General features: G+C 69.7%; 15 protein-coding genes. 7 read left to right on the top strand and 8 right to left on the bottom strand.

Going from position 1 to position 18,989, the window contains the following annotated elements:
- Positions 1–106: 106 nt before the first annotated feature.
- The 4 genes from J2S76_RS09100 to J2S76_RS09115 all read right to left on the bottom strand — a co-directional run bounded on the left by J2S76_RS09100 (position 107) and on the right by J2S76_RS09115 (position 6,453).
- Positions 107–2,101, bottom strand: a complete 1,995-nt coding sequence (locus J2S76_RS09100; RefSeq protein ID WP_307059667.1) for a BCCT family transporter — start codon at positions 2,099–2,101, stop codon at positions 107–109.
- 265 nt (positions 2,102–2,366) lie between these two features.
- Positions 2,367–3,245, bottom strand: coding sequence for an NAD(P)/FAD-dependent oxidoreductase (locus J2S76_RS09105; RefSeq protein ID WP_307059669.1), 879 nt, complete (start codon positions 3,243–3,245; stop codon positions 2,367–2,369).
- 1 nt (position 3,246) lies between these two features.
- Complete coding sequence (locus J2S76_RS09110; RefSeq protein ID WP_307059672.1) at positions 3,247–3,690, bottom strand: Rrf2 family transcriptional regulator; 444 nt, start codon at positions 3,688–3,690, stop codon at positions 3,247–3,249.
- Positions 3,691–3,993: 303 nt separating this feature from the next.
- Positions 3,994–6,453 carry a heavy metal translocating P-type ATPase gene (locus tag J2S76_RS09115; protein ID WP_370874717.1) on the bottom strand — a complete coding sequence of 820 codons (2,460 nt, stop codon included), beginning with the start codon at positions 6,451–6,453 and terminating at the stop codon, positions 3,994–3,996.
- 71 nt (positions 6,454–6,524) lie between these two features.
- Here J2S76_RS09115 and J2S76_RS09120 point away from each other — a divergent pair, with 71 nt between their 5' ends.
- The gene (locus tag J2S76_RS09120; RefSeq protein ID WP_307059674.1) at positions 6,525–6,797 is read left to right on the top strand and encodes a metal-sensitive transcriptional regulator; all 273 of its coding nucleotides are present in this window, start codon (positions 6,525–6,527) and stop codon (positions 6,795–6,797) included.
- A gap of 217 nt (positions 6,798–7,014) precedes the next feature.
- Here J2S76_RS09120 and J2S76_RS09125 read toward each other — a convergent pair whose 3' ends face one another.
- Together J2S76_RS09125 and J2S76_RS09130 are read right to left on the bottom strand one after the other, a co-directional pair.
- Positions 7,015–8,529: a malonate--CoA ligase gene (locus J2S76_RS09125; RefSeq protein WP_307059675.1), complete on the bottom strand. Its 1,515-nt coding sequence runs from the start codon at positions 8,527–8,529 to the stop codon at positions 7,015–7,017.
- Positions 8,530–8,539: 10 nt separating this feature from the next.
- The gene (locus tag J2S76_RS09130; protein WP_307059677.1) at positions 8,540–9,925 is read right to left on the bottom strand and encodes a glycoside hydrolase family 5 protein; all 1,386 of its coding nucleotides are present in this window, start codon (positions 9,923–9,925) and stop codon (positions 8,540–8,542) included.
- A 148-nt stretch (positions 9,926–10,073) separates the two neighbouring features.
- Here J2S76_RS09130 and J2S76_RS09135 point away from each other — a divergent pair, with 148 nt between their 5' ends.
- The 5 genes from J2S76_RS09135 (at position 10,074) to J2S76_RS09155 (ending at position 15,779) form a co-directional block, all read left to right on the top strand.
- A complete protein-coding gene (locus J2S76_RS09135) occupies positions 10,074–11,165 on the top strand; it encodes an Acg family FMN-binding oxidoreductase (protein WP_307059679.1) in 1,092 nt (363 codons plus the stop codon).
- Between the two features lie 167 nt (positions 11,166–11,332).
- On the top strand, positions 11,333–12,670 hold the full coding sequence (locus J2S76_RS09140; RefSeq protein ID WP_307059681.1) for a GntP family permease: 1,338 nt from the start codon (positions 11,333–11,335) through the stop codon (positions 12,668–12,670).
- A gap of 29 nt (positions 12,671–12,699) precedes the next feature.
- Positions 12,700–14,163 carry a GH1 family beta-glucosidase gene (locus J2S76_RS09145; RefSeq protein WP_307059683.1) on the top strand — a complete coding sequence of 488 codons (1,464 nt, stop codon included), beginning with the start codon at positions 12,700–12,702 and terminating at the stop codon, positions 14,161–14,163.
- Between the two features lie 132 nt (positions 14,164–14,295).
- The gene (locus tag J2S76_RS09150; protein WP_307059685.1) at positions 14,296–14,565 is read left to right on the top strand and encodes an acyl carrier protein; all 270 of its coding nucleotides are present in this window, start codon (positions 14,296–14,298) and stop codon (positions 14,563–14,565) included.
- Positions 14,565–15,779: a beta-ketoacyl-[acyl-carrier-protein] synthase family protein gene (locus J2S76_RS09155; protein WP_307059688.1), complete on the top strand. Its 1,215-nt coding sequence runs from the start codon at positions 14,565–14,567 to the stop codon at positions 15,777–15,779. The genes J2S76_RS09150 and J2S76_RS09155 overlap by 1 nt, the downstream gene beginning before the upstream one ends.
- A gap of 101 nt (positions 15,780–15,880) precedes the next feature.
- Here J2S76_RS09155 and J2S76_RS09160 read toward each other — a convergent pair whose 3' ends face one another.
- Together J2S76_RS09160 and J2S76_RS09165 are read right to left on the bottom strand one after the other, a co-directional pair.
- The gene (locus J2S76_RS09160) at positions 15,881–16,111 is read right to left on the bottom strand and encodes a hypothetical protein (RefSeq protein WP_307059690.1); all 231 of its coding nucleotides are present in this window, start codon (positions 16,109–16,111) and stop codon (positions 15,881–15,883) included.
- Between the two features lie 404 nt (positions 16,112–16,515).
- Positions 16,516–17,487 carry a LysR family transcriptional regulator gene (locus J2S76_RS09165; RefSeq protein WP_307059692.1) on the bottom strand — a complete coding sequence of 324 codons (972 nt, stop codon included), beginning with the start codon at positions 17,485–17,487 and terminating at the stop codon, positions 16,516–16,518.
- Between the two features lie 231 nt (positions 17,488–17,718).
- On the opposite strand from J2S76_RS09165, the gene J2S76_RS09170 reads away from it, so the two are divergent.
- The gene (locus tag J2S76_RS09170) at positions 17,719–18,969 is read left to right on the top strand and encodes a sarcosine oxidase subunit beta family protein (RefSeq protein ID WP_307059694.1); all 1,251 of its coding nucleotides are present in this window, start codon (positions 17,719–17,721) and stop codon (positions 18,967–18,969) included.
- Positions 18,970–18,989: the final 20 nt, after the last annotated feature.

Here is an 18,989-nt window from a genome sequence, read left to right on the forward strand (position 1 = left end):
CGACCCTTCCGGCTCCCGCCCCGCCTCCGGACGAACGCCGGGGGCGGGTTTTTTATGCGGGGGGAAGCCAACCACCTATGCCGGCTGGCGCGATCCAATCCCGGCCCTAGCCCTCGCCCTCATGCCCCGGTGCGGCCTGCACAAGCTGGGTCTCCGGCGAGTGGACAAGGTTCAGGTAACGCTCGAACTGCACCAGCACGTCGGTGATGATCTGGTCGGGCGCCATACCCATCACATCATAGCCGCGCCCGCCGCTGGAAAAATATGTCCGCGCCTCGTAGCGGTATTCCGGCTTGCCGGCTGTCGCCGTCAGAACCGTCGGCAGGCGGTGGGCGACGGCGCTGACGCCGTAGACGAAATCGCGCACGTTCTCGGCCGGGGAGCGTAGCGCGACGGCGCCATTTTCCTCGTCGTGCACCTGGGCCACCCGTCCCCGGCGCGTCAGTTCCTGCGCCACCTGCTCCAGCGCGGGGCGCACCTGGGCCGCAATGAACCGCTCGATCTCGGCTTGCGTCGGCGCATGGAGAATCAGCGCGAGCCGGCGCTGCCAGGTGACGCCGGCCGCCGGGGCGCTCGGCACGGCGAAGGGCTGGCCGGCATGCGCCCGCTGCTGGGCAAGATCGGCCCGCATGCCCACGAACAGCGCCCATACCAGCGCCAGCATGACGAAGGTGAAGGGCAGCGCGCTGGCGATGGTGGCCGATTGCAGCGCGCCCAGCCCGCCCGCCAGCAACAGCCCGGCGGCAACCGCGCCCTCAAGCACGCACCAGAACACGCGCTGGCCGGTCGTCGTCTGTGTCTCGCCGCCGGCCGCGATGGAATCGACGACGAGCGAGCCGGAATCCGACGAGGTGACGAAGAACACGGCGATCAGGAGGATGGCCAGCGTCGAAGTGACAGCCGGCAATGGCAGATATTCGAAGAACTGGAACAGCCCGACCGAGACATCCGCCGCCACAGCGCGACCGAGTTCGCCCGCGGCCACGCCCGTGTCGATGAAGATGGCGGTGTTGCCGAAAACGGTCATCCAGAAGAAGGTGAAACCGGCCGGGATGAAGAGCACCGCCACCACGAACTCGCGCACCGTGCGTCCACGCGAGATGCGGGCGATGAACATGCCGACAAAGGGCGACCAGGAAATCCACCAGGCCCAGTAGAACAGCGTCCAGCTGTCGATCCAGGGCGTTGGCTCATAGGCGTAGATGTTGAAGGTGCGAAGCACCAGCGTATCGAGATAGAGCCCGATATTCTGCACGAAGTCGCGGAACAGGAGCGCGGTCGGCCCCATCACCAGCACGAACAGCATAAGCAGGATCGCGACGACGAGATTGAGCTCGGAGAGAATCCGCACGCCCTTGTCGAGGCCGGTGACGACGGAGACCGTCGCGAAGCCGGTGATAACCGCGATCAGCGGCAGTTGCACCTCGGGGCCGACGGGCAGTCCGATGAGATAGTTGAGCCCGGCATTGATCTGGCTCACCCCCAGACCGAGCGAGGTGGCGATGCCGAACATCGTGCCGACAATCGCGAAGATGTCGACGGCATGGCCGATCGGTCCGTTGATGCGCTCCTTGAGCAGGGGGTAGAGGCCGGAGCGGATGGTCAGGGGCAGATTGTAGCGATAGCCGAAATAGGCCAGCGAAAGACCGACCACGGCGTAAATCGCCCAGGCATGAATCCCCCAGTGAAAGAAGGTCACCGACATCGCCTCGCGCATCGCCGCGATCGAGCGCGGTTCTGCGGTAGGGGGCTGCATGAAGTGGGTCATGGGTTCGCCGACAGCGTAGAACATGAGGCCGATGCCCATGCCCGCCGCGAACAGCATCGCGATCCAGGACGAGAACCGGAAATCCGGCGTCGAATCGTCCGGGCCCAGCTTGAGCCGGCCGAAATCTCCAAGGCAGAGCAGCAGCACGGCCGCGAGGAAAATGCCGACCGACAACAGGTAAAACCAGCCGAACCCCGCCAATATCCGGCTCTGGAGCCTCCCGAAAATCGCGCTCGCCTCTTCCGGGACAATCACGCCGACGGCAAGAAACAGAACGATTATGAGGACGGACCCGAAAAAGACGGGCGGATTGATGATGAAAGGTCGAAACATCTAGAGCCCCTCCCGCGCCCCAGCCGCTGACGTTGCGGCATCAGGGCGAAGCCGATGAGCCTCCCATTTAAGCAAATGACGGGCCCGCGCGCATGTCGGGCCCGGCCCGCATGGGGAAAACTCGGGCCGTCGCGGCCTACGGGCCCCGGCCGATGCTGGCCTTTGCGCCACCCGAACCGCTCGATACTGACCCCAGCCCGCCCATGTCCCGGACGCCTGAGCGTCAGCGGAAGGCGCGCCGGGACCCAGGCGGCGGGACGGCGGCTCAGAACACCAGCGAGCGGTGAAGATGCATGCCGGCCCAAGCGCCATCGGCGATGGCGAGGGTGAGCGAGTGCGGCACGCGCGCGGCATCGCCGCAGGCGAAGGCGCCGGGAATGCTGGTTTCCTTCGCCTCACTCGTGCCGATCTGGGTGCCGAAGGGCGTCTCTTCCAGCGCGCAGCCAAGCCCCTCGGCCAGCTTTGAGGACGGCCGGTTGCGCGGGGCAGTGAACAGGCCGGCGAAGGCGAGCCGGCGGCCATCGGCCAGCACAACGTCCGCATGCCCCTCCAGCCGCGCCAGCGGCGTTTCCTCCAGCGCGATGGCTTCCTGCGCGAGGGTGGCCCGGGTCGCCTCATCCGGGGTGAAGCTGGCATTGGTGAACAGGGTGACCTTGCCCCATTCCTTCACCATCCGCGCCTGATGCACCGACATCGGCCCGGTGGCGAGAACGCCAATGGCCCCGCGATCAAGCTCGTAGCCGTCGCAATAGGGGCAGTGGAACACGCTGCGCCCCCAGCGCTCGGCCAGACCTTCGATGGCGGGAAGCTCGTCGCTGACGCCAAGCGCGAACAGCAGGCGCCGGCCGCGATGAACGGCGCCGGAGGCGGTGCTGACGGTGAAAGCATCCTTCGCGCCGGCCGCGCTTTGCGCCTCGCCGTCGATCCATTCCAGCGTCGGATAGGCCTCGAGCTGGCGGCGCGCGGTGCGGGCGAGTTCGGCCGGGTCGACCCCGTCCTGCCCGAGCAGCCCGTGCGAGGCGTGGGAGAAGCGGTTGCGGCGCAGGCCGGCATCGATGACCAGCACCCGGCGCCGGGCGCGCAGAAGCTGGAGCGCGGCGGCCATGCCGGCATAGGCGCCGCCGACGACGATGACATCATGCATATCAGGTGCTCCCTTCGCGACGCCCGGCATGGCGACGGCTGAAATCGGCGGCGAGGTCCGCCAGGGTGATCTGGCCGAGACGGGTGAGCAGCAGCGCCTCGGCTTCAGTGAAGGCGTCGTCCAGCGCGGCATTGACCGCCTGCTCGACGAGGCAGCCCGGCATGTCCTGCCGGTTGCCGATGGCGAAGATGGCGGGCTCGCCCAGCGTTTCGTGCAGCTGGCGCAGCGTCACCGTGCCGAGATCGGCGCTGATCCGCCAGCCGCCCTGCGGCCCCCGCGCCGAGCGCACCAGCCCGGCTTCGCGCAGCAGCCCCATGGTGCGGCGAACCACCACCGGATGGGTGTGCATGCAGGCGGCGAGTTCTTCGGAGGTCATCGGCCCCTCGCGCTCCGCCATGTGCACGAGGGCGTGCAGGACCGAGGAGAGGCGGCTGTCGCGTTTCATGTAACTTCGTTTATTACGAATTAGGAGAGGCCGCAAGTGCGGGGGCGACATTCGCCCATGTCCCGGACGCCGGCAGCGCCAGAGGAAGGCGCGCCGGGACATGGGTGCGTCTTGATTCTGACCTCTGTTCCCCGGACAAGCCGCGCTCGCGCGGCGCCGATCCGGGGCCAAGGGGGACCGGGCGCGCGGGCGCCGCTGAGGGATTGCCGAAGGGTTTTGCGCTGGGTCCCTGCGCGCTCGTCCGGGGAACGGGGCGGGCGGCTGGCCCGGGGATGAGGGGGGCGATCTGCGGCGGGGGCGCCGCTACAGCTTCACCGACCGCAGCCGCAGCGCGTTGCTGATGACGCTGACCGAGGACAGCGCCATGGCGAGCGCCGCCACCATCGGTGAGAGCAGCAGGCCGAAGACGGGGTAGAGCACGCCCGCCGCGATCGGCACGCCGGCGCCATTGTAGAGGAAGGCGAAGAACAGGTTCTGCCGGATGTTGCGCATGGTTGCCTGCGACAAATGCCGGGCGGTGACGATGCCGGAGAGATCGCCATGCAGCAGCGTCACCCCGGCGCTCTCAATGGCGACATCGGTGCCCGAGCCCATGGCGATGCCGACATCGGCCACAGCGAGAGCCGGCGCGTCGTTCACCCCGTCGCCGGCCATGGCGACGATGCGCCCTTGCGCCTTCAGCCGCTCCACCACCGCCGCCTTGTCCTCCGGCGCCACCTCGGCCTCGACCTCGGTGATGCCGAGCCGGCGGGCTACCGCCTGCGCCGTCACCGCGTTGTCGCCGGTGAGCATGACAACGCGGATGCCCTCCTTCGCCAGCGCGGCGAGCGCGGCCGGCGTCGTCGCCTTCACCGGATCGGCTATGGCCAGCGCGGCGGCGAGCTTGCCATTGATGGCGAGCAGCACCACGCTGGCGCCCTCGCGGCGCAGCGCGTCCGCGCGCGACTGGAGCGGCGCGGGGTCGATGCCGAGTTCGGAGAGAAACGCCGCGCTGCCGATGACGACGCGCTTGCCCTCAATGAGCCCATAGGCGCCCTTGCCGGCCGGTGAATCAAAGCCGCGCACCTTGGGGATGTCGAGCCCGCGCCCCTCTGCCGCCGTGAGGATCGCATGGGCGAGCGGATGCTCGGAGGGGCGCTCGACGGCGGCGGCCAGGCGCAGCGCCTCGTCCTCCGTGAACCCCTCCATGGTCACGATGGCCGTGACGGAGGGGCGCCCTTCCGTGAGCGTGCCCGTCTTGTCGACCACCAGCGTGTCGACCTTTTCCATCCGCTCCAGCACCTCGGCGTTTTTCACCAAGAGGCCCATCTGCGCCCCGCGCCCGACCCCGACCATGATCGACATCGGCGTGGCGAGGCCCAGCGCGCAGGGGCAGGCGATGATCAGCACCGCCACGGCGGCGATCAGCGCATGGGCGAGGCGCGGCTCCGGCCCCACCATCGCCCAGGCGGCAAAGGCGAGCACCGCGCAGGCCACCACCAGCGGCACGAACCAGCCGGCGATGCGATCGGCCAGCCGCTGGATCGGGGCGCGCGAGCGCTGCGCCTGCGCCACCATCTGCACGATGCGGGCGAGCAGCGTGTCGCGGCCGACCTTGGCCGCCGTGATGACCAGCCCGCCGGAACGGTTGAGCGTGCCGCCGATCACCGCGTCGCCCTCCCCCTTGCTGACCGGCATGGATTCGCCCGTGACCAGCGATTCATCGAGCGCCGAGCGGCCCTCAAGCACTGTGCCGTCGACCGGCACCTTCTCGCCCGGGCGCACGCGCAGATGATCGCCCACGACGATATCGGCCAGCGGCACCTCCGCCTCGCTGCCATCGGCACTGAGGCGGCGGGCGGTCTTCGGCGCGAGATCGAGCAGCGCGCGGATGGCGCCGGAGGTCTGCTCGCGGGCGCGCAGCTCCAGCACCTGGCCGAGCAGCACCAGCACGGTGATGACGGCCGCCGATTCGAAATAGACCGCCACCGCCCCATCCGCGCCGCGGAAGGCGGGCGGGAACAGGCCGGGCGCCAGCACGGCGATGAGGCTGTAGAGATAGGCGACGCCGGTGCCGAGCGCGATCAGCGTGAACATGTTGAGGTTGCGCGTCGCCACCGACTGCGCGCCGCGCACGAAGAACGGCCATCCCGCCCAGAGCACGACCGGCGTCGCCAGCGCCAGCTGGATCCAGGCCGAGGTGACGGGCGGCACCAGGTGATGCAGCGCCGGCACCAGATGCGCGCCCATCTCCAGCGCGAACACCGGCACGGTGAGGGCAAGGCCGATCCAGAACCTCCGGGTCATGTCGAGGAGTTCGTGGTTCGGGCCGTCGTCGAGGCTGACCAGCATCGGCTCCAGCGCCATGCCGCAGATCGGGCAGCTGCCGGGGCCGACCTGCACGATCTCCGGGTGCATCGGGCAGGTATATTCCGTGCCCTCCGGCACCGGCTCGGCCGGGGCCTTGTCGCCGAGGTATTTTTCCGGGTTGGCGATGAACTTGGTGCGGCAGCCCGGCGCGCAGAAATAATAGGTGACGCCGTTGTGCTCGGCCTTCAGCGTCGCGGTGTGCGGGTCGACATCCATGCCGCAGACCGGGTCCTTGGCCATGTGCGCGGCGGGCGCGGTGTGGGCGTGCGCGTGCGGATGTCCGGGATCGTGCGGATGGGCGGGCGCGGGGGCGGCGTCATGATGCGCACCGCCGCAGCAGGAGGCAGCCTTGCCGGGCGCCGGCGCCGCGTGCGCGTGCCCCGCGTGATCGTGGCCGTGATCCTGATCCGACATAGCGTCCCTCCCATACCCCTACGAGGTATCTGACACTTGCGATATATACCCCATGCGGGTATATGACAAGGATGCAGCACGACACACGCATCGCCTGTCAGAGACGCCTGAGCCGCATTGAGGGCCAGGTGCGCGGCCTCTCCCGCATGGTCGAGGAGGATCGCTACTGCATCGACATCGTCACCCAGGTGGCGGCGGTGCGGGCGGCGCTGAAGAAGGTGGAGGAAGAGGTGCTGCGCGACCACCTCGGCCATTGCGTCGCCCACGCAATGGCGTCCGGCGACGCCGACGACCAGCGCGCCAAGGTGGCCGAGCTGATCGAGGTGCTCGGCAAGCTCAGGTGAGGGGGCGGCGTCCGCTCGCGCCGCAGGCGTCCGGGACACCGGGCCCGTTCCCCGGACAAGCCGCGCCAATCCGGGGCCCAGGGGGACCGGGAGGGCGCTACCCCTCCCCGCTGCAGCGAAGAATTGTCCAAGAGTTTTCCGCTGGGTCCCGGCTCCACGCTCCGGCTCCGGCTCCGCTTGGCCGGGACACGGACTTCGCACGTGACCCGGTCACCCCCTACCCCCCGTAAAGCCCCTGATACTGCTCGCGCAGCAGGTTCTTCTGCACCTTGCCCATGGTGTTGCGGGGGAGGTCGTCGAGGAAGATGACGCGCTTGGGGGATTTGTAGCGGGCCAGCCGCCCTTCCAGCGCTTCCAGCACCGCCTGTTCGTCCAGCGCCGCGTCGGGACGGGCGACGACCACCGCCGTCACCCCCTCGCCGAAATCGGGATGCGGGAGACCGATCACCGCGCTCTCGATAACGCCGGGCAGCGCGTCGATCTCGGTCTCGATTTCCTTGGGGTAGACATTGTAGCCGCCCGTGATCACCAGATCCTTGCCGCGCCCGACGATCTCGACATAGCCCGCCGGCCCGACGCGGCCGAGATCACCGGTGACGAACCAGCCGTCATGAAACTCGGCTGCCGTCTTTTCCGGCATCCGCCAATAGCCCTTGAAGACGTTCGGTCCGCGCAGCTCGATCATGCCGATCTCGTCAGTGCCGAGCACCTCCCCACTCTCCGGGGAAACGATGCGCAGCTCCACCCCCGGCAGCGGAAAGCCCACCGTGCCGGCGATGCGCTCGTCCGCATAGGGGTTGGAGGTGTTCATGCCGGTTTCGGTCATGCCGTAGCGCTCGAGGATGGCGTGGCCGGTGCGGGCGCGCCAGTCGCGGTGCGTTTCGGCCAGCAGCGGCGCCGAGCCGGAGATGAACAGCCGCATGCCGGCCGTGGCCTCCCGGGTGAGGCCGGGCGCTTTCAGCAGTCTGGTATAGAAGGTCGGCACCCCCATCAGCACGCTGGCCCGGCCCATGAGGGAGAGGATCCGCTCCGGGTCGAACTTCGGCAGGAAGATCATCGACGCGCCGGCCGCCAGGACCACGTTGATGGCGACGAACAGGCCGTGGGTGTGGAAGATCGGCAGCGCGTGGATCAGCACGTCATCGGCGGTGAAGCGCCAGGTCTCCACCAGCGCCTGCGCGTTGGAGGCGAGGTTGGCGTGGGTGAGCATCGCTCCCTTGGAGCGGCCGGTCGTGCCCGAGGTGTAGAGCAGCGCGGCGAGGTCGTCCGGCCCGCGCGGCACGTTCGCGAAGCTGGTGCGGCAGGCATCCGCCGCCGCGCGCAGCGTGCCCTGCCCGGCCGCGTCGAGGGTGACGATCTGCGCCACGCCCTTCGCGCGGGCGATGGGGGAAAGTGTCGCCTCAGTGGCTGGATCGCAGACGAAGATCGCCGGTTCGGCGTCACCGAGGAAATACTCCACCTCCGGCGGGGTGTAGGCGGTGTTCAGCGGCAGGAACACGCCGCCGGCGCGGACGGTGCCGAGATAGGCGAACACCGCCTCCAGGCTCTTTTCCACCTGCACCGCCACCCGGTCGCCGGGCTTCAGCCCCAGCGCCACCAGCGCATTGGCGACTTGCGCGGTTCGCCGCTCAAACTCGGCATAGGTGAGCGCCACACCGTCCGCCGTCTCGGCGAAGCGGCGGGCGGGGTGGGTGGCGCCGGCCGGCAGCGCGTCGATCAGGTGATTGGGCATGGGGCGCCCGTCACGGGCACGAAATTGTCGGCGCGGCCATGCCGGCGCCGGGCGTCGCCGCCGCGAGCGTGGCGGGCGGGACCTGCGCCGCCGCGCCCGTTTCGGCAGCGGCCCCGCGCGGGCACGTTGCCGTCAGGCCGAGCGAGGCGACATAGGAGGCACGGATGGTGGTGTTGGCGAAGCGCGCGTTTTCGATATAGGCCCGCAGCGTTGCCGCCACCGCCTCGCGCGAGGGCTTTTCCATGCTCTCCCACTGGCTCTTCGGCACGCTGCCGAACAGGGCGATGGCGTCCCATCCCTCCGGCTTGTTGATCGAGGAGACGGTGGAGGGGGTGTCGAGGTTCTTGTAGGTCCAAAAGCTCCAGCCGAGGCCGAAGCGCTCGTTCAGGGTGCGGAACTTCTGGTTCCAGTCGTCGTTCAGCTCGCCGGTCTCGCCGATGAAGATCGGCACCTGCCAGCGATTGCCGAAATTGACGTATTTCTGGATCGAGCTGCGCTGCGGGCCGGCCCAGAACATGTGGTAGGTGTAGCCGAGATTAGCGGCGAAGGGCGGGCCGAACACGTCGAAATTGGTGCTCCACTGCGCGCCCGCCAGCATGATCGGGTGGTTGGGGTCGACGTCGCGGATCGCCTCCACCAGCTCGCGATAGAACGGCTCCAGCCGCGAATTCAGGAAATCGGTGTCGTGATAGGGGGTGATCGGCTCGTTGAGCAGATCGTATCCCAGCACCGCCGTCTCGTCCTTGTAGCGCTCGGCGATGGCGCGCCACATGGTGAGCGTGCGGCGCCGGTATTCCGGGACATAGAAGGTGAGCGGGTAGCCCACCCCATCATCATGGTTCACCCCGGTCTGCCCGCCGGGGGCGGCGTGGATGTCGAGGATGAGCTTGATGTTATGCGCCTTCGCCCAGCCGACCAGCCGGTCGATGCGGGCCCAGCCCTCGCCGTTCGGGTCCACCTGGTCGGGATTGGCGCGGTCGAGGAAGAACTTCCAGTGCAGCGGCACCCGGATGGTGGTGAAGCCGGAGGCGGCGAGGAAGGCGACGTCGTCCTCCTGGATATAGGCCTCGCGGAAATCGCTCCAGAAGCGCGCCGCCTCCTCCGGGCCGGCGAGATACTCGATCACGTCCTCGATATCCTGCGGCGAACGCTGGACCGTGAACTTGAACATATAGCCTTCCGGTAGCAGCCAGTTGCCGAAGCTCATGCCCTTGATGTGAAAGGTCGATCCGTCCGGATTGACGAAGCGCGTGCCTTCCGCCCGCACAAAGCCGGGCACCGGCGTGGCGGGCGCGACCACGGGCGGCGCCGGCGCAGCCGGGGGCTCGGTCAGCGCGAGCGCCGGCGCGGCGGCGAGGAGAAGGGCGGTGGCGAGGGGAAGAGCGCAGCGGATCATGGACGGCAACCTAGTAAAGGCCGCGCGCGGCGGCAAGGACGCGCGGACACGCGCGGCGGGCCGCCCCGGCCGATTTTTACGCGCCGTTGCGCCCGATCAAGCGCCGCGCGCCCGCAGGGCCTAGGGTGCCGGCGGGAGGATTGTTGTGATGAACAGGCGGCACATGCTCATCGCCGGGGCTGGCGGCGCGGCGGCAGCCGCCACCGGCGGGTGGCTGGGATGGCGCGGGGCGGTCGGCAGCGCCAGCGCCTATGAACGCTACAGCGCGGAGCTGCGGGCGCCGCTGCCGGCGGACCCGCAGGTTCTCGACCTCATCCGCACCGCCACCCTCGCCGCCAGCGGCCACAACACCCAGCCCTGGCGCTTCCGGCTAGGGCCGGGCACGATCGACCTGCTGCCCGACCTCACCCGGGCGACGCCGGTGGTCGATCCCGACGACCACCATTTGTTCGTCAGCCTGGGCTGCGCCGCCGAGACGCTGGCGATCGCCGGGGCCGCCACCGGCCGGCCGGGCGACTTCAGCACCGCGCCGGAGGGCGGCCTGCGCTACAGTTTCGCCCCCGCGCCGCCGCGACCCGACCCGCTCTTTCCCGCCATCGCCCGGCGCCAGAGCACGCGCGCGCTCTATGACGGGCGCCCGGTCCCGAATGAGGCGCTGGCGCGCCTGCAACAAGCGGGCGAGCGCGAGGGCGTGCGCTGCGTGCTGATCACCGAGCGCGCCCGCCTCGACCAGCTGCGCGACCTGACGCTTGCGGGCAACGAGGCGCAAATGCGCGACCCGGCCTTTATCGCCGAATTGAAGCACTGGCTGCGCTTCAACCCGGCCAGCGCGATGCGCCAGGGCGACGGGCTCTATGCGGCGGCGAGCGGCAGCCCGACGCTGCCGGACTGGCTCGGGCCGCGCGCCTTCGACCTGTTCGTCACCGCCGCGTCCGAGAACGACAAATATGCCCGGCAGATCGATTCCTCGCCCGGCGTCGCGGTGTTTTTCGGCGCGCAGGCCGACCGCGCCCATTGGATCGAGGTCGGCCGCGCCTGCCACCGCTTCGCCCTCGCCGCCACCGCGCTGGGGCTGAAACTGGCCTGCATCAACCAGGCGGTGGAGGTGGCGCGGCTGCGCCCGGAACTCGCCGCGCTCGCCGGCGAGAACGGGCTGCGGCCGGACATGGTGATGCGCTTCGGCTATGGGCCGACGCTGCCCCTCTCGCCCCGCCGCCCGGTGGCTGAGGTGCTGGCGTGAGGCGCGCCGCGCCGGGGGAGAGCGGGACGCGGGCGGGGGTAACGGGTGCAGCTTCGTCACGTCGCGACGATCATCCTTCTCGCCACGGTGACAGCGCACGCCGGGCGGGCTAAGCGTGAGGCCCGCCTCTGCCGCCGCTTTCCCCTCGGTCCCGTGTTCCCCGCCCCATGTCCTATCTCATCTACGCCGCCATCCTTGTCGCCGTCGTCGCTCTGTTCGCGCTGATCACCGCGCGCGGGCGGGTGCATCCGTTCATCGCGCTGGTGCTGGCGGCGTTCGCCTTCAATTATGGCGTCGGCTGGTCGCTGAGCTTCGTCGTGAAGTCCTTCGGCACCGGCTTCGGCCAGACGCTGGCGGCGCTCGGCGTCGTGGTGGTGACGGGGGCGCTGCTGGCGGAAATCGCCGACAGCACCGGCGCCACGGCACGGCTGCAGCAGATGGCGCGCGGCTGGCGCACCCGCTCCGGCCCGCTCGCCGTGCTCGGGCTGATCGGCGGCATGTGCTCGACCCCGGCGGCGGCGTTCGCGCTGCTGAACCCGCTGCGGCGCGGCATTGGCGGCGACAGCCCGCGCTCGGCGCTCACCCTCGGCCTCGCGCTCTCGGCCGGCCATGGCCTGCTGATCCCCGCCCCCACCGTGCTGGCGAGCCTCACCATTCTGCGCGCCGACTGGGGGCTGGCGGTGGCGATCGGCCTGCCTTTGGCGCTGATCGCCGGCGCGTTCGGGGCGCTGTTCGCAAAGGGCTGCGCCAGCGGCGCGCCGAACCCGCTCGACACATCCGCCGGCATGGCAGGCACCTCGCTGCACGCGCCCCGGCGCGGGGCGCTGGCGCTGCTCATTGTCAGCCTGGTGCTGGTGGCGCTGCTGATCGTGCAGGCGCTGGGCGACATCGCCTCCGAGCCGTTCGGCGGCGGCAATGACCGGCATTTCATCCTGGCGCTGGGCAATCCGGTGCTGCTGCTGGTGGTGGGCGTCGGCCTGCTGCTGCTGCTGAGCTGGAGCTGGGAGAAGGGCGGCCTGAGCGAAGCCGGCTGGGCCGGGCGGGCGCTGACCAAGGTGGCGCCGCTGCTGCTGATCCTCGGCGCCGCCGGCGGCCTCGCCAAGGTGGCGCAGGATGTCGGCATGGCTGATATGACGGCGGAATATCTCATTCCCCTCGCCCCCACCTCCGGCGCACTGGTGCTGGTGCTGCCCTTCGCCCTCGCCGCCGTGATCAAGACGCTGCAGGGCTCCTCGCTGGTCGCCGCCATCACGGCCGCCGGCATGATGATGGAACTCGCCGCCCCGCTGGGGCTCGGCGATCCCTCGGGGCGCGTTCTTGCCGCGCTGGCGGTGAGCGCCGGCGCCATGACCGTGCCGCAGATCAATGACGGACTGTTCTGGCTGGTGACGCGGGCGGGCCGATTCACCCCGCCGGCGGCGCTGGCGCGGCTCTCGGGTGGCGTGCTGCTGCAAAGCGGGGTGATCCTCGCCGGCCTCATCGCCCTGCGCGCCGCCACCGCCTGAGGAATGGCCCCTTTCGAGGACCCGCTTCGATGCTGCGACGCCGTGACCTGCTGCTCTCCGCCCTTGCCGCCGCCGGCCTACCCGCTCTGCCCCTGACCGCCCGCGCGCAAGCCGCCGCCGCACTGCCTGCCGCCGCGCCTCTGCTGCCGGCCGGCACGCCGCGCCTGCCGGCGGATTTCGTCTGGGGCGCTTCCACCTCGGCCTATCAGATCGAGGGCGCGGTGGCGGAGGGCGGGCGCAAGCCCTCGATCTGGGACGTGTTTTCGCACACGCCCGGCCGCATCGCCGACGGCACCAATGGCGACGTCGCCTGCGACCACTATCACCGCTACCCCGACGACGTGGCGCTGATGGCCGATCTCGGCTTCAAGGCCTACCGCTTCTCCCTCGCCTGGCCCCGGGTGATGCCCGACGGCACCGGCCCGGTGAACGCGGCGGGGCTCGATTTCTACGACCGGCTGGTCGACACGCTGCTGGCGCGCGGCATCCAGCCCATGGCCTGCCTCTACCATTGGGACCTGCCACAGGCGCTGCAGGAACGCGGCGGCTGGCACAATCGCGACATCGCCCACTGGTTCGCCGACTATGCCCGCGCCGCCGTCCAGCGGCTCGGCGACCGGGTGAAGCCGTGGGCGATGCTGAACGAGCCCTCGGTGCACGCCATTTTCGGCCATGGCTTCGGCAATCACGCGCCGGGCCTGACCGGCTGGGACAGCTATGTGAAGGCGCAGCACCACCTCAACCTCGCGCAGGGCACCGGCATCGCCGCCGTGAAGGGGCTGCATCCGGGGCTGAAGCTCGGCACCGTGCTGTCGCTGCAGCCGATCTTCCCCGCCTCGCAGGACCCGGCCGACATCGCTGCCGCCGCCCGCTTCGATGCCTGCTGGAACACGATCAATCTCGACCCGCTGTTCCATGGCCGCTACCCCGAACTGTTTGCGGAGGCTTTCGCGCCGCTGGTCCAGCCGGGCGACCTGGAGACGATCCGCGCGCCGATCGACTTCCTCGGGGTGAATTATTACGGGCCGTCCTACATCAAGCACGAGCCCAACGCCTTCCTCGCCCAGGCGAGTTGGGGCGCCCTGCCCCCGGACACGCCGACGACGCTGCTCGGTTGGCCGATCAGCGCCCAGGGCATGGTCGACGTGCTCGCCCGGCTGCGCGACGCCTATGGCAACCCGCCGGTCTTCATCACCGAAAACGGCGCCTGCTATGAAGACCCCGCCCCGGTGGATGGCGTGGTGCAGGACCCCGCGCGGACGGAGTACATCCGCGCCCATCTGGTGGCGGCGGGCCAGGCGATCGAACAGGGCTGCGCGCTGAAGGGCTATTACGTCTGGTCGCTGCTCGACAATTTCGAATGGGCGGAAGGCGAGCGCCGGCGCTTCGGCGTGGTGCGGGTGGATTTCGCCAACCAGCAGCGCACGCCGAAGCAATCGGCGCTGTATCTTTCCGGCCTGATGAAGGCACAGGGAGGGGTCGCCGCGCCCTGAGGTACCCTGTTAACAGGCCGACATGCGCCCGACACATATGTCGGTCATTTGACGGCAGGTGCCCCAGGGCCCCTTCTATGTGCTACCTAACGCTACCGGCTCACGGGCCGAGACACGAGACAGAGCAGCAGCATGCAGACAGACGATCCCGCCGTCGCCGAAATCGTCGACTTCATCTCCGGCGAAGTCGGGGTCGACAAGAGCCTCCTGACCCCGGAGACGCCGGTGGCGGAACTGGGTATCTCCTCGCTCGACCTGATCGAGACCATCTTCAAGCTGGAGAGCCGTTTCGGCATCGAGATTCCCAATGACGGCCCGCTCAACGGCAATGACGTGACCGTGGGCACGCTGGTCGACCATGTCGCCGAGCTGCTGGCGGCGCAGAAGGGCAAGACCGCCTGATGAAGTCTCGCGTCGCCATCACCGGGCTGGGCTCGCTCTCGGCGCTGGGCAATGACGTGTCCGCCCATCTCGAAGGCCTGCGCGCCGGCACGGTGGGCATTGGCGAGACGCGCGGCGTCGACGTCTCCTCGATGAAGACCAAGATTTCCGCCGAGGTGCGCGGCTTCGTGCCGGAAGAGCATTTCGAGCCGCGCCAGCTCGGCCTCATCGACCGCACCTCGCAATTCGCCGTGGTCGTCGCCCGGCAGGCGCTGGCGGATGCCGGACCGGTGCTGGAAGGCGTGGCGCGCCATCGCGTCGGCGCCATCTTCGCCGCTTCCGTCGGTTTCCACGCCGTCGATGACAGCTACCGCAAGCTCTATGCCGAAGGCGCGGCGCGGCCGCACCCCTTCACCGTGCCGCGCGCCATGCCGAGCGGCCAGGTGAGCCATGTGACGATGGATCTCGGCATTCACGGCCCGGCCTTTTCCATCGCCTCGGCCTGCTCGTCCGCCGCCCATTCCATCGGCACCGCCTTCCACATGGTGCGTTCCGGCATGCTGGATGTCGCCGTGTCCGGCGGGGCGGAATCGCAGCTCACCTATGGCATGCTGAAGAGCTGGGAGGCGCTGCGCGTGCTGTCCCCGGATGGCTGCCGCCCGTTCTCCAAGGACCGCGCCGGCCTCGTCATCGGCGAGGGCGCCGGCGCCGTGGTGCTGGAGAACATGGACCGCGCCCTGGCGCGCGGCGCCACCATCCATGCCGAGCTGGTCGGCTTCGGCATGAGCGCCGACGGCATGGACATCACCGCCCCCGACATGGCGAGCGCGGCCGCCTCGATGCGCTTCGCGCTGGAGGATGCCGGGCTGGCGCCGGAGGCGATCGACTATGTCAGCGCCCACGGCACCGCCACGGTGCTGAACGACAAGACCGAGGCCGGCGCGCTGCGGCTGGTGTTCGGCGATCACCTCGCCCGGCTGCCGGTGTCGTCATCGAAATCGCAGTACGGCCACACCATGAACGCCTCCGGCGCGCTGGACTGCGTGACCACCGTGCTCGCCTTGCGCGAAGGCTTCCTGCCGCCGACCATGGGCTTTCGCGAGGCCGACCCGGACTGCGATCTCGACTGCGTGCCGAACGGCGCGCGGGTGGCGGCGATCGAGCACGCGATCTCCTCATCCTTCGCCTTTGGCGGGCTGAACGCGGTGCTGGCGCTGAAGCGGTTCGGGGGCTGAGCGGGCGGCCCCTGGCCTCGGCCCCTCTCGCGTTGAGGTGTCTTCCGTCGGGCGGTGCCGGGCGATCCGGTCCCGAGCGCCGGCGGCATTGGTGTCACGGATTATGGCGAAGGCGCCGGCCCTGCGGGTGGAGCGACCGGCCGCGCGCCCGAGGCGGGCACGTCGCGCGCGCGTGTGGCCGCATCCGTTCCGACGGGGGGCTGCACCTTCGGTTTAACGCGCATCTGCAGGGAAGGGTCGATGACTTTCGATCCGATATTCTCCTCCGCCATGGCGACCCCGGCCATCAGGATGGCGCCCGTCAGGGCAAGGGCGCTACCAAAGATCTTCATCGCGATCGTCCTTTGCGCCGCAAGGGCGAGCCAAGGAGTTCGGCGTCAGCGAGCCGCTAGGGACGGTACACCCTTTCCAAAGGTAAATCACGACCTTTGCCGTTCCGGCCCCGATTGCGGCGGACCGCGCACCAGGGCGCGGTGGCGGCGCTGGCGGGCTCAACGCCGCGCGGGCGCTGAAGCGGTTCGGGGGTGAGCGGGCGGCCGTTCCCCGGACCAGCCGCGCCGCTCCATCGTCAGAGGCGTTCCCCGGACCAGCCGCGCCCCGCGCGGCGCCGATCCGGGGCCCAGGGGACCGGGCGGGCGTTCTTTTTGCCGGCGCCGAAGAAGTTTGTGCGGAAGAGTTTTCCGCTGGGTCCCGGCTCGCCTTCCGCTGACGCTCAGGCGTCCGGGACACGTCGCCCTCACCCCTCCACCGCGAATTCCCCCGCCAGCTTCTCGCCCACCAGCGCCGCCACCGCGCCGCGCTGGGCGACGAGCCGCTCCCGGCAGAAGGCGGCGGTCTCGCGTGGCAGGCGCCCCAATTCCTGCCGGCGGGCGATCAGAGTGAGATGCCGGGTCAGCCCCGGCCCGGGCAACGCGTGGCAGGCGAGGCCATCGAGCGGCAGGCCGGCCTCCAACAGGCAGAGCGGGGTGGTGACGGCGAAGCCCGCCCCCTCGACCACAGCGGCGGTGACGCCATAGGGTGTGTCGAATTCCAGCGGGCGCGGCAGATCGAGCCGCAACCGACGCAGATGCCGCTCCACCTCCATGCCGGTCTTGGAACGGGCGGAAAAGCGCACCAGCGGCACGGTGGCGGCCAGCATCTCCAGCTCCGCCGCGTTGGCGGGAGCGGGAAGCGCCGCCGGCAGCAGCAGCAGATAGGGCTCGGTGAGCAGCGGCCAGCGCTCCAGCCCCTCGATCTCATCGAGATCGTCGGCGCCGACCAGAAGGTCGAGCTGGCGGGTCAGCAGCGCCCCGGCATGGGAGGCGGTGAGGCCCGACAAAAGCGACACCTGCTCCGCCTTTTCCCCCAGCGCCCGGGCGAGCGGCGCCATCAGCACCCGCGAGAGCGAATCCACCAGCCCCGCGCGCAGCAGCGGCAGGCGGGCATGCTCGGCCTCGCGCAGCAGCGGCGCGATCTGGCGCGCTTCCGACAGCAGCGCGCTCGCCCGCTGGCGCAGCGCGCCGCCGGCGGCGGTGAGGCCGAGCGGGCGGGCGCTGCGGTCGAACAGGCCGATGCCGATGCGGCGCTCAAGGTCCGCCACCGCCTGCGAGATCGCCGGCTGGGTCAGCCCAAGCCGGCGCGCCGCCTGCGCCATGGTGCCGGCGTCGCAGACGGCGAGGAAGATTTCCAGTGCGCGCAGGTCGAAGGGCAGCGTGTCGGCGGGGGGCATGGGGCGGTCTTTCGTGTCGCGCCGTCATCCTGAGGTGCCCGGCGCGAGCCGGGCGTAGAGGGATATCGGGGTGCGCGGAAAGCCCATCCTTCGAGGCTCGTTTCACTCGCACCTCAGGATGACGGTGTCCTCTTGGGCTCGTCTATAACCAAAACTTATATTATCACCAGATCGAGGTTGATCTATAGGTTTTCGCCGTGTCTGGCACCGATCGTCCCCGAGCGAGCCCTCATGCGCTATTCCTTTCTCAGCCTCCTTGCCAACGGGCTTTCCGGGCAGTCCCGCTGGACCCCGGCCTGGCGCGACGCGGCGCCGAAGCCCGCTTATGACGTGATCATCGTCGGTGGTGGCGGGCATGGGCTGGCGACCGCCTATTACCTCGCCAAGGTGCACGGCATCCGCAATGTCGCGGTGCTGGAAAAGGGCGTCATCGGCTCCGGCAATGCCGGGCGCAATACCACCATCATCCGCTCCAACTATCTCCTGCCGGGCAATGAGCCGTTCTACGAATGGTCGATGAAGCTGTGGGAGGGGCTGGAGCAGGAGCTGAACTACAACGCGATGGTGAGCCAGCGCGGCATTCTCAACCTGTTCCATTCCGACGCCCAGCGCGACGCCTATGCACGGCGCGGCAACGCGATGCGGCTCGCCGGCGTCGATTCGCAGCTGCTGGACAAGGCGCGCGTCAAGGCGATGTACCCGTTCCTCGATTTCGACAATGCGCGCTTCCCCATCCAGGGCGGGCTGCTGCAGGCCCGCGCCGGCACCGCCCGCCACGACGCCGTCGTGTGGGGCTATGCCCGCGCCGCCGACCGGCTCGGCGTCGATATCGTGCAGAATTGCGAGGTGACCGGGTTCATCCGCGAGGGCGACGCCATTGTCGGGGTGGAGACCACGCGCGGCGCGGTGCGGGCGGGCAAGGTCGCGGTGGCGGTCGCGGGCTCTTCCTCGCGCGTCGCCGGCATGGCCGGGCTGCGGCTGCCGATCGAGAGCCATGTGCTGCAGGCCTTCGTCTCCGAGGGGCTGAAGCCTGTCGTCGACGGCGTCATCACCTTCGGCGCCGGGCATTTCTACATCTCGCAATCCGACAAGGGCGGGCTGGTGTTTGGCGGCGACATCGACGGCTATAATTCCTACGCCCAGCGCGGCAATCTCCCCGTGATCGAGGATGTGTGCGAGGGCGGCATGGCCCTGATGCCGCGCATCGGAAGGCTGCGGCTGCTGCGGCACTGGGGCGGCATCATGGACATGTCGATGGACGGCTCGCCGATCATCGACCGCACGCCGGTGCCGGGGCTCTTCCTCAATGCCGGCTGGTGCTATGGCGGCTTCAAGGCGACGCCGGCCTCGGGCTGGTGCTTCGCCCATCTGCTGGCGAAGGGCGAGCCGCACGAAACCGCCGGCGCCTTCCGGCTCGACCGCTTCCGCACCGGCCATCTCATCGACGAGAAGGGAGTCGGCGCCCAACCGAACCTGCATTGATGACCGCCATTAGCGCCCTC

This window comes from Ancylobacter vacuolatus, assembly GCF_030813595.1.
Taxonomy (GTDB): domain Bacteria; phylum Pseudomonadota; class Alphaproteobacteria; order Rhizobiales; family Xanthobacteraceae; genus Ancylobacter; species Ancylobacter vacuolatus.

Excerpts from the sequence above, each read along its gene's own strand:
- J2S76_RS09100 (WP_307059667.1), bottom strand. The coding sequence starts at position 2,101 with ATGTTTCGACCTTTCATCATCAATCCGCCCGTCTTTTTCGGGTCCGTC.
- J2S76_RS09105 (WP_307059669.1), bottom strand. The coding sequence starts at position 3,245 with ATGCATGATGTCATCGTCGTCGGCGGCGCCTATGCCGGCATGGCCGCC.
- J2S76_RS09110 (WP_307059672.1), bottom strand. The coding sequence starts at position 3,690 with ATGAAACGCGACAGCCGCCTCTCCTCGGTCCTGCACGCCCTCGTGCAC.
- J2S76_RS09115 (WP_370874717.1), bottom strand. The coding sequence starts at position 6,453 with ATGTCGGATCAGGATCACGGCCACGATCACGCGGGGCACGCGCACGCG.
- J2S76_RS09120 (WP_307059674.1), top strand. The coding sequence starts at position 6,525 with ATGCAGCACGACACACGCATCGCCTGTCAGAGACGCCTGAGCCGCATT.
- J2S76_RS09125 (WP_307059675.1), bottom strand. The coding sequence starts at position 8,529 with ATGCCCAATCACCTGATCGACGCGCTGCCGGCCGGCGCCACCCACCCC.
- J2S76_RS09130 (WP_307059677.1), bottom strand. The coding sequence starts at position 9,925 with ATGATCCGCTGCGCTCTTCCCCTCGCCACCGCCCTTCTCCTCGCCGCC.
- J2S76_RS09135 (WP_307059679.1), top strand. The coding sequence starts at position 10,074 with ATGAACAGGCGGCACATGCTCATCGCCGGGGCTGGCGGCGCGGCGGCA.
- J2S76_RS09140 (WP_307059681.1), top strand. The coding sequence starts at position 11,333 with ATGTCCTATCTCATCTACGCCGCCATCCTTGTCGCCGTCGTCGCTCTG.
- J2S76_RS09145 (WP_307059683.1), top strand. The coding sequence starts at position 12,700 with ATGCTGCGACGCCGTGACCTGCTGCTCTCCGCCCTTGCCGCCGCCGGC.
- J2S76_RS09150 (WP_307059685.1), top strand. The coding sequence starts at position 14,296 with ATGCAGACAGACGATCCCGCCGTCGCCGAAATCGTCGACTTCATCTCC.
- J2S76_RS09155 (WP_307059688.1), top strand. The coding sequence starts at position 14,565 with ATGAAGTCTCGCGTCGCCATCACCGGGCTGGGCTCGCTCTCGGCGCTG.
- J2S76_RS09160 (WP_307059690.1), bottom strand. The coding sequence starts at position 16,111 with ATGAAGATCTTTGGTAGCGCCCTTGCCCTGACGGGCGCCATCCTGATG.
- J2S76_RS09165 (WP_307059692.1), bottom strand. The coding sequence starts at position 17,487 with ATGCCCCCCGCCGACACGCTGCCCTTCGACCTGCGCGCACTGGAAATC.
- J2S76_RS09170 (WP_307059694.1), top strand. The coding sequence starts at position 17,719 with ATGCGCTATTCCTTTCTCAGCCTCCTTGCCAACGGGCTTTCCGGGCAG.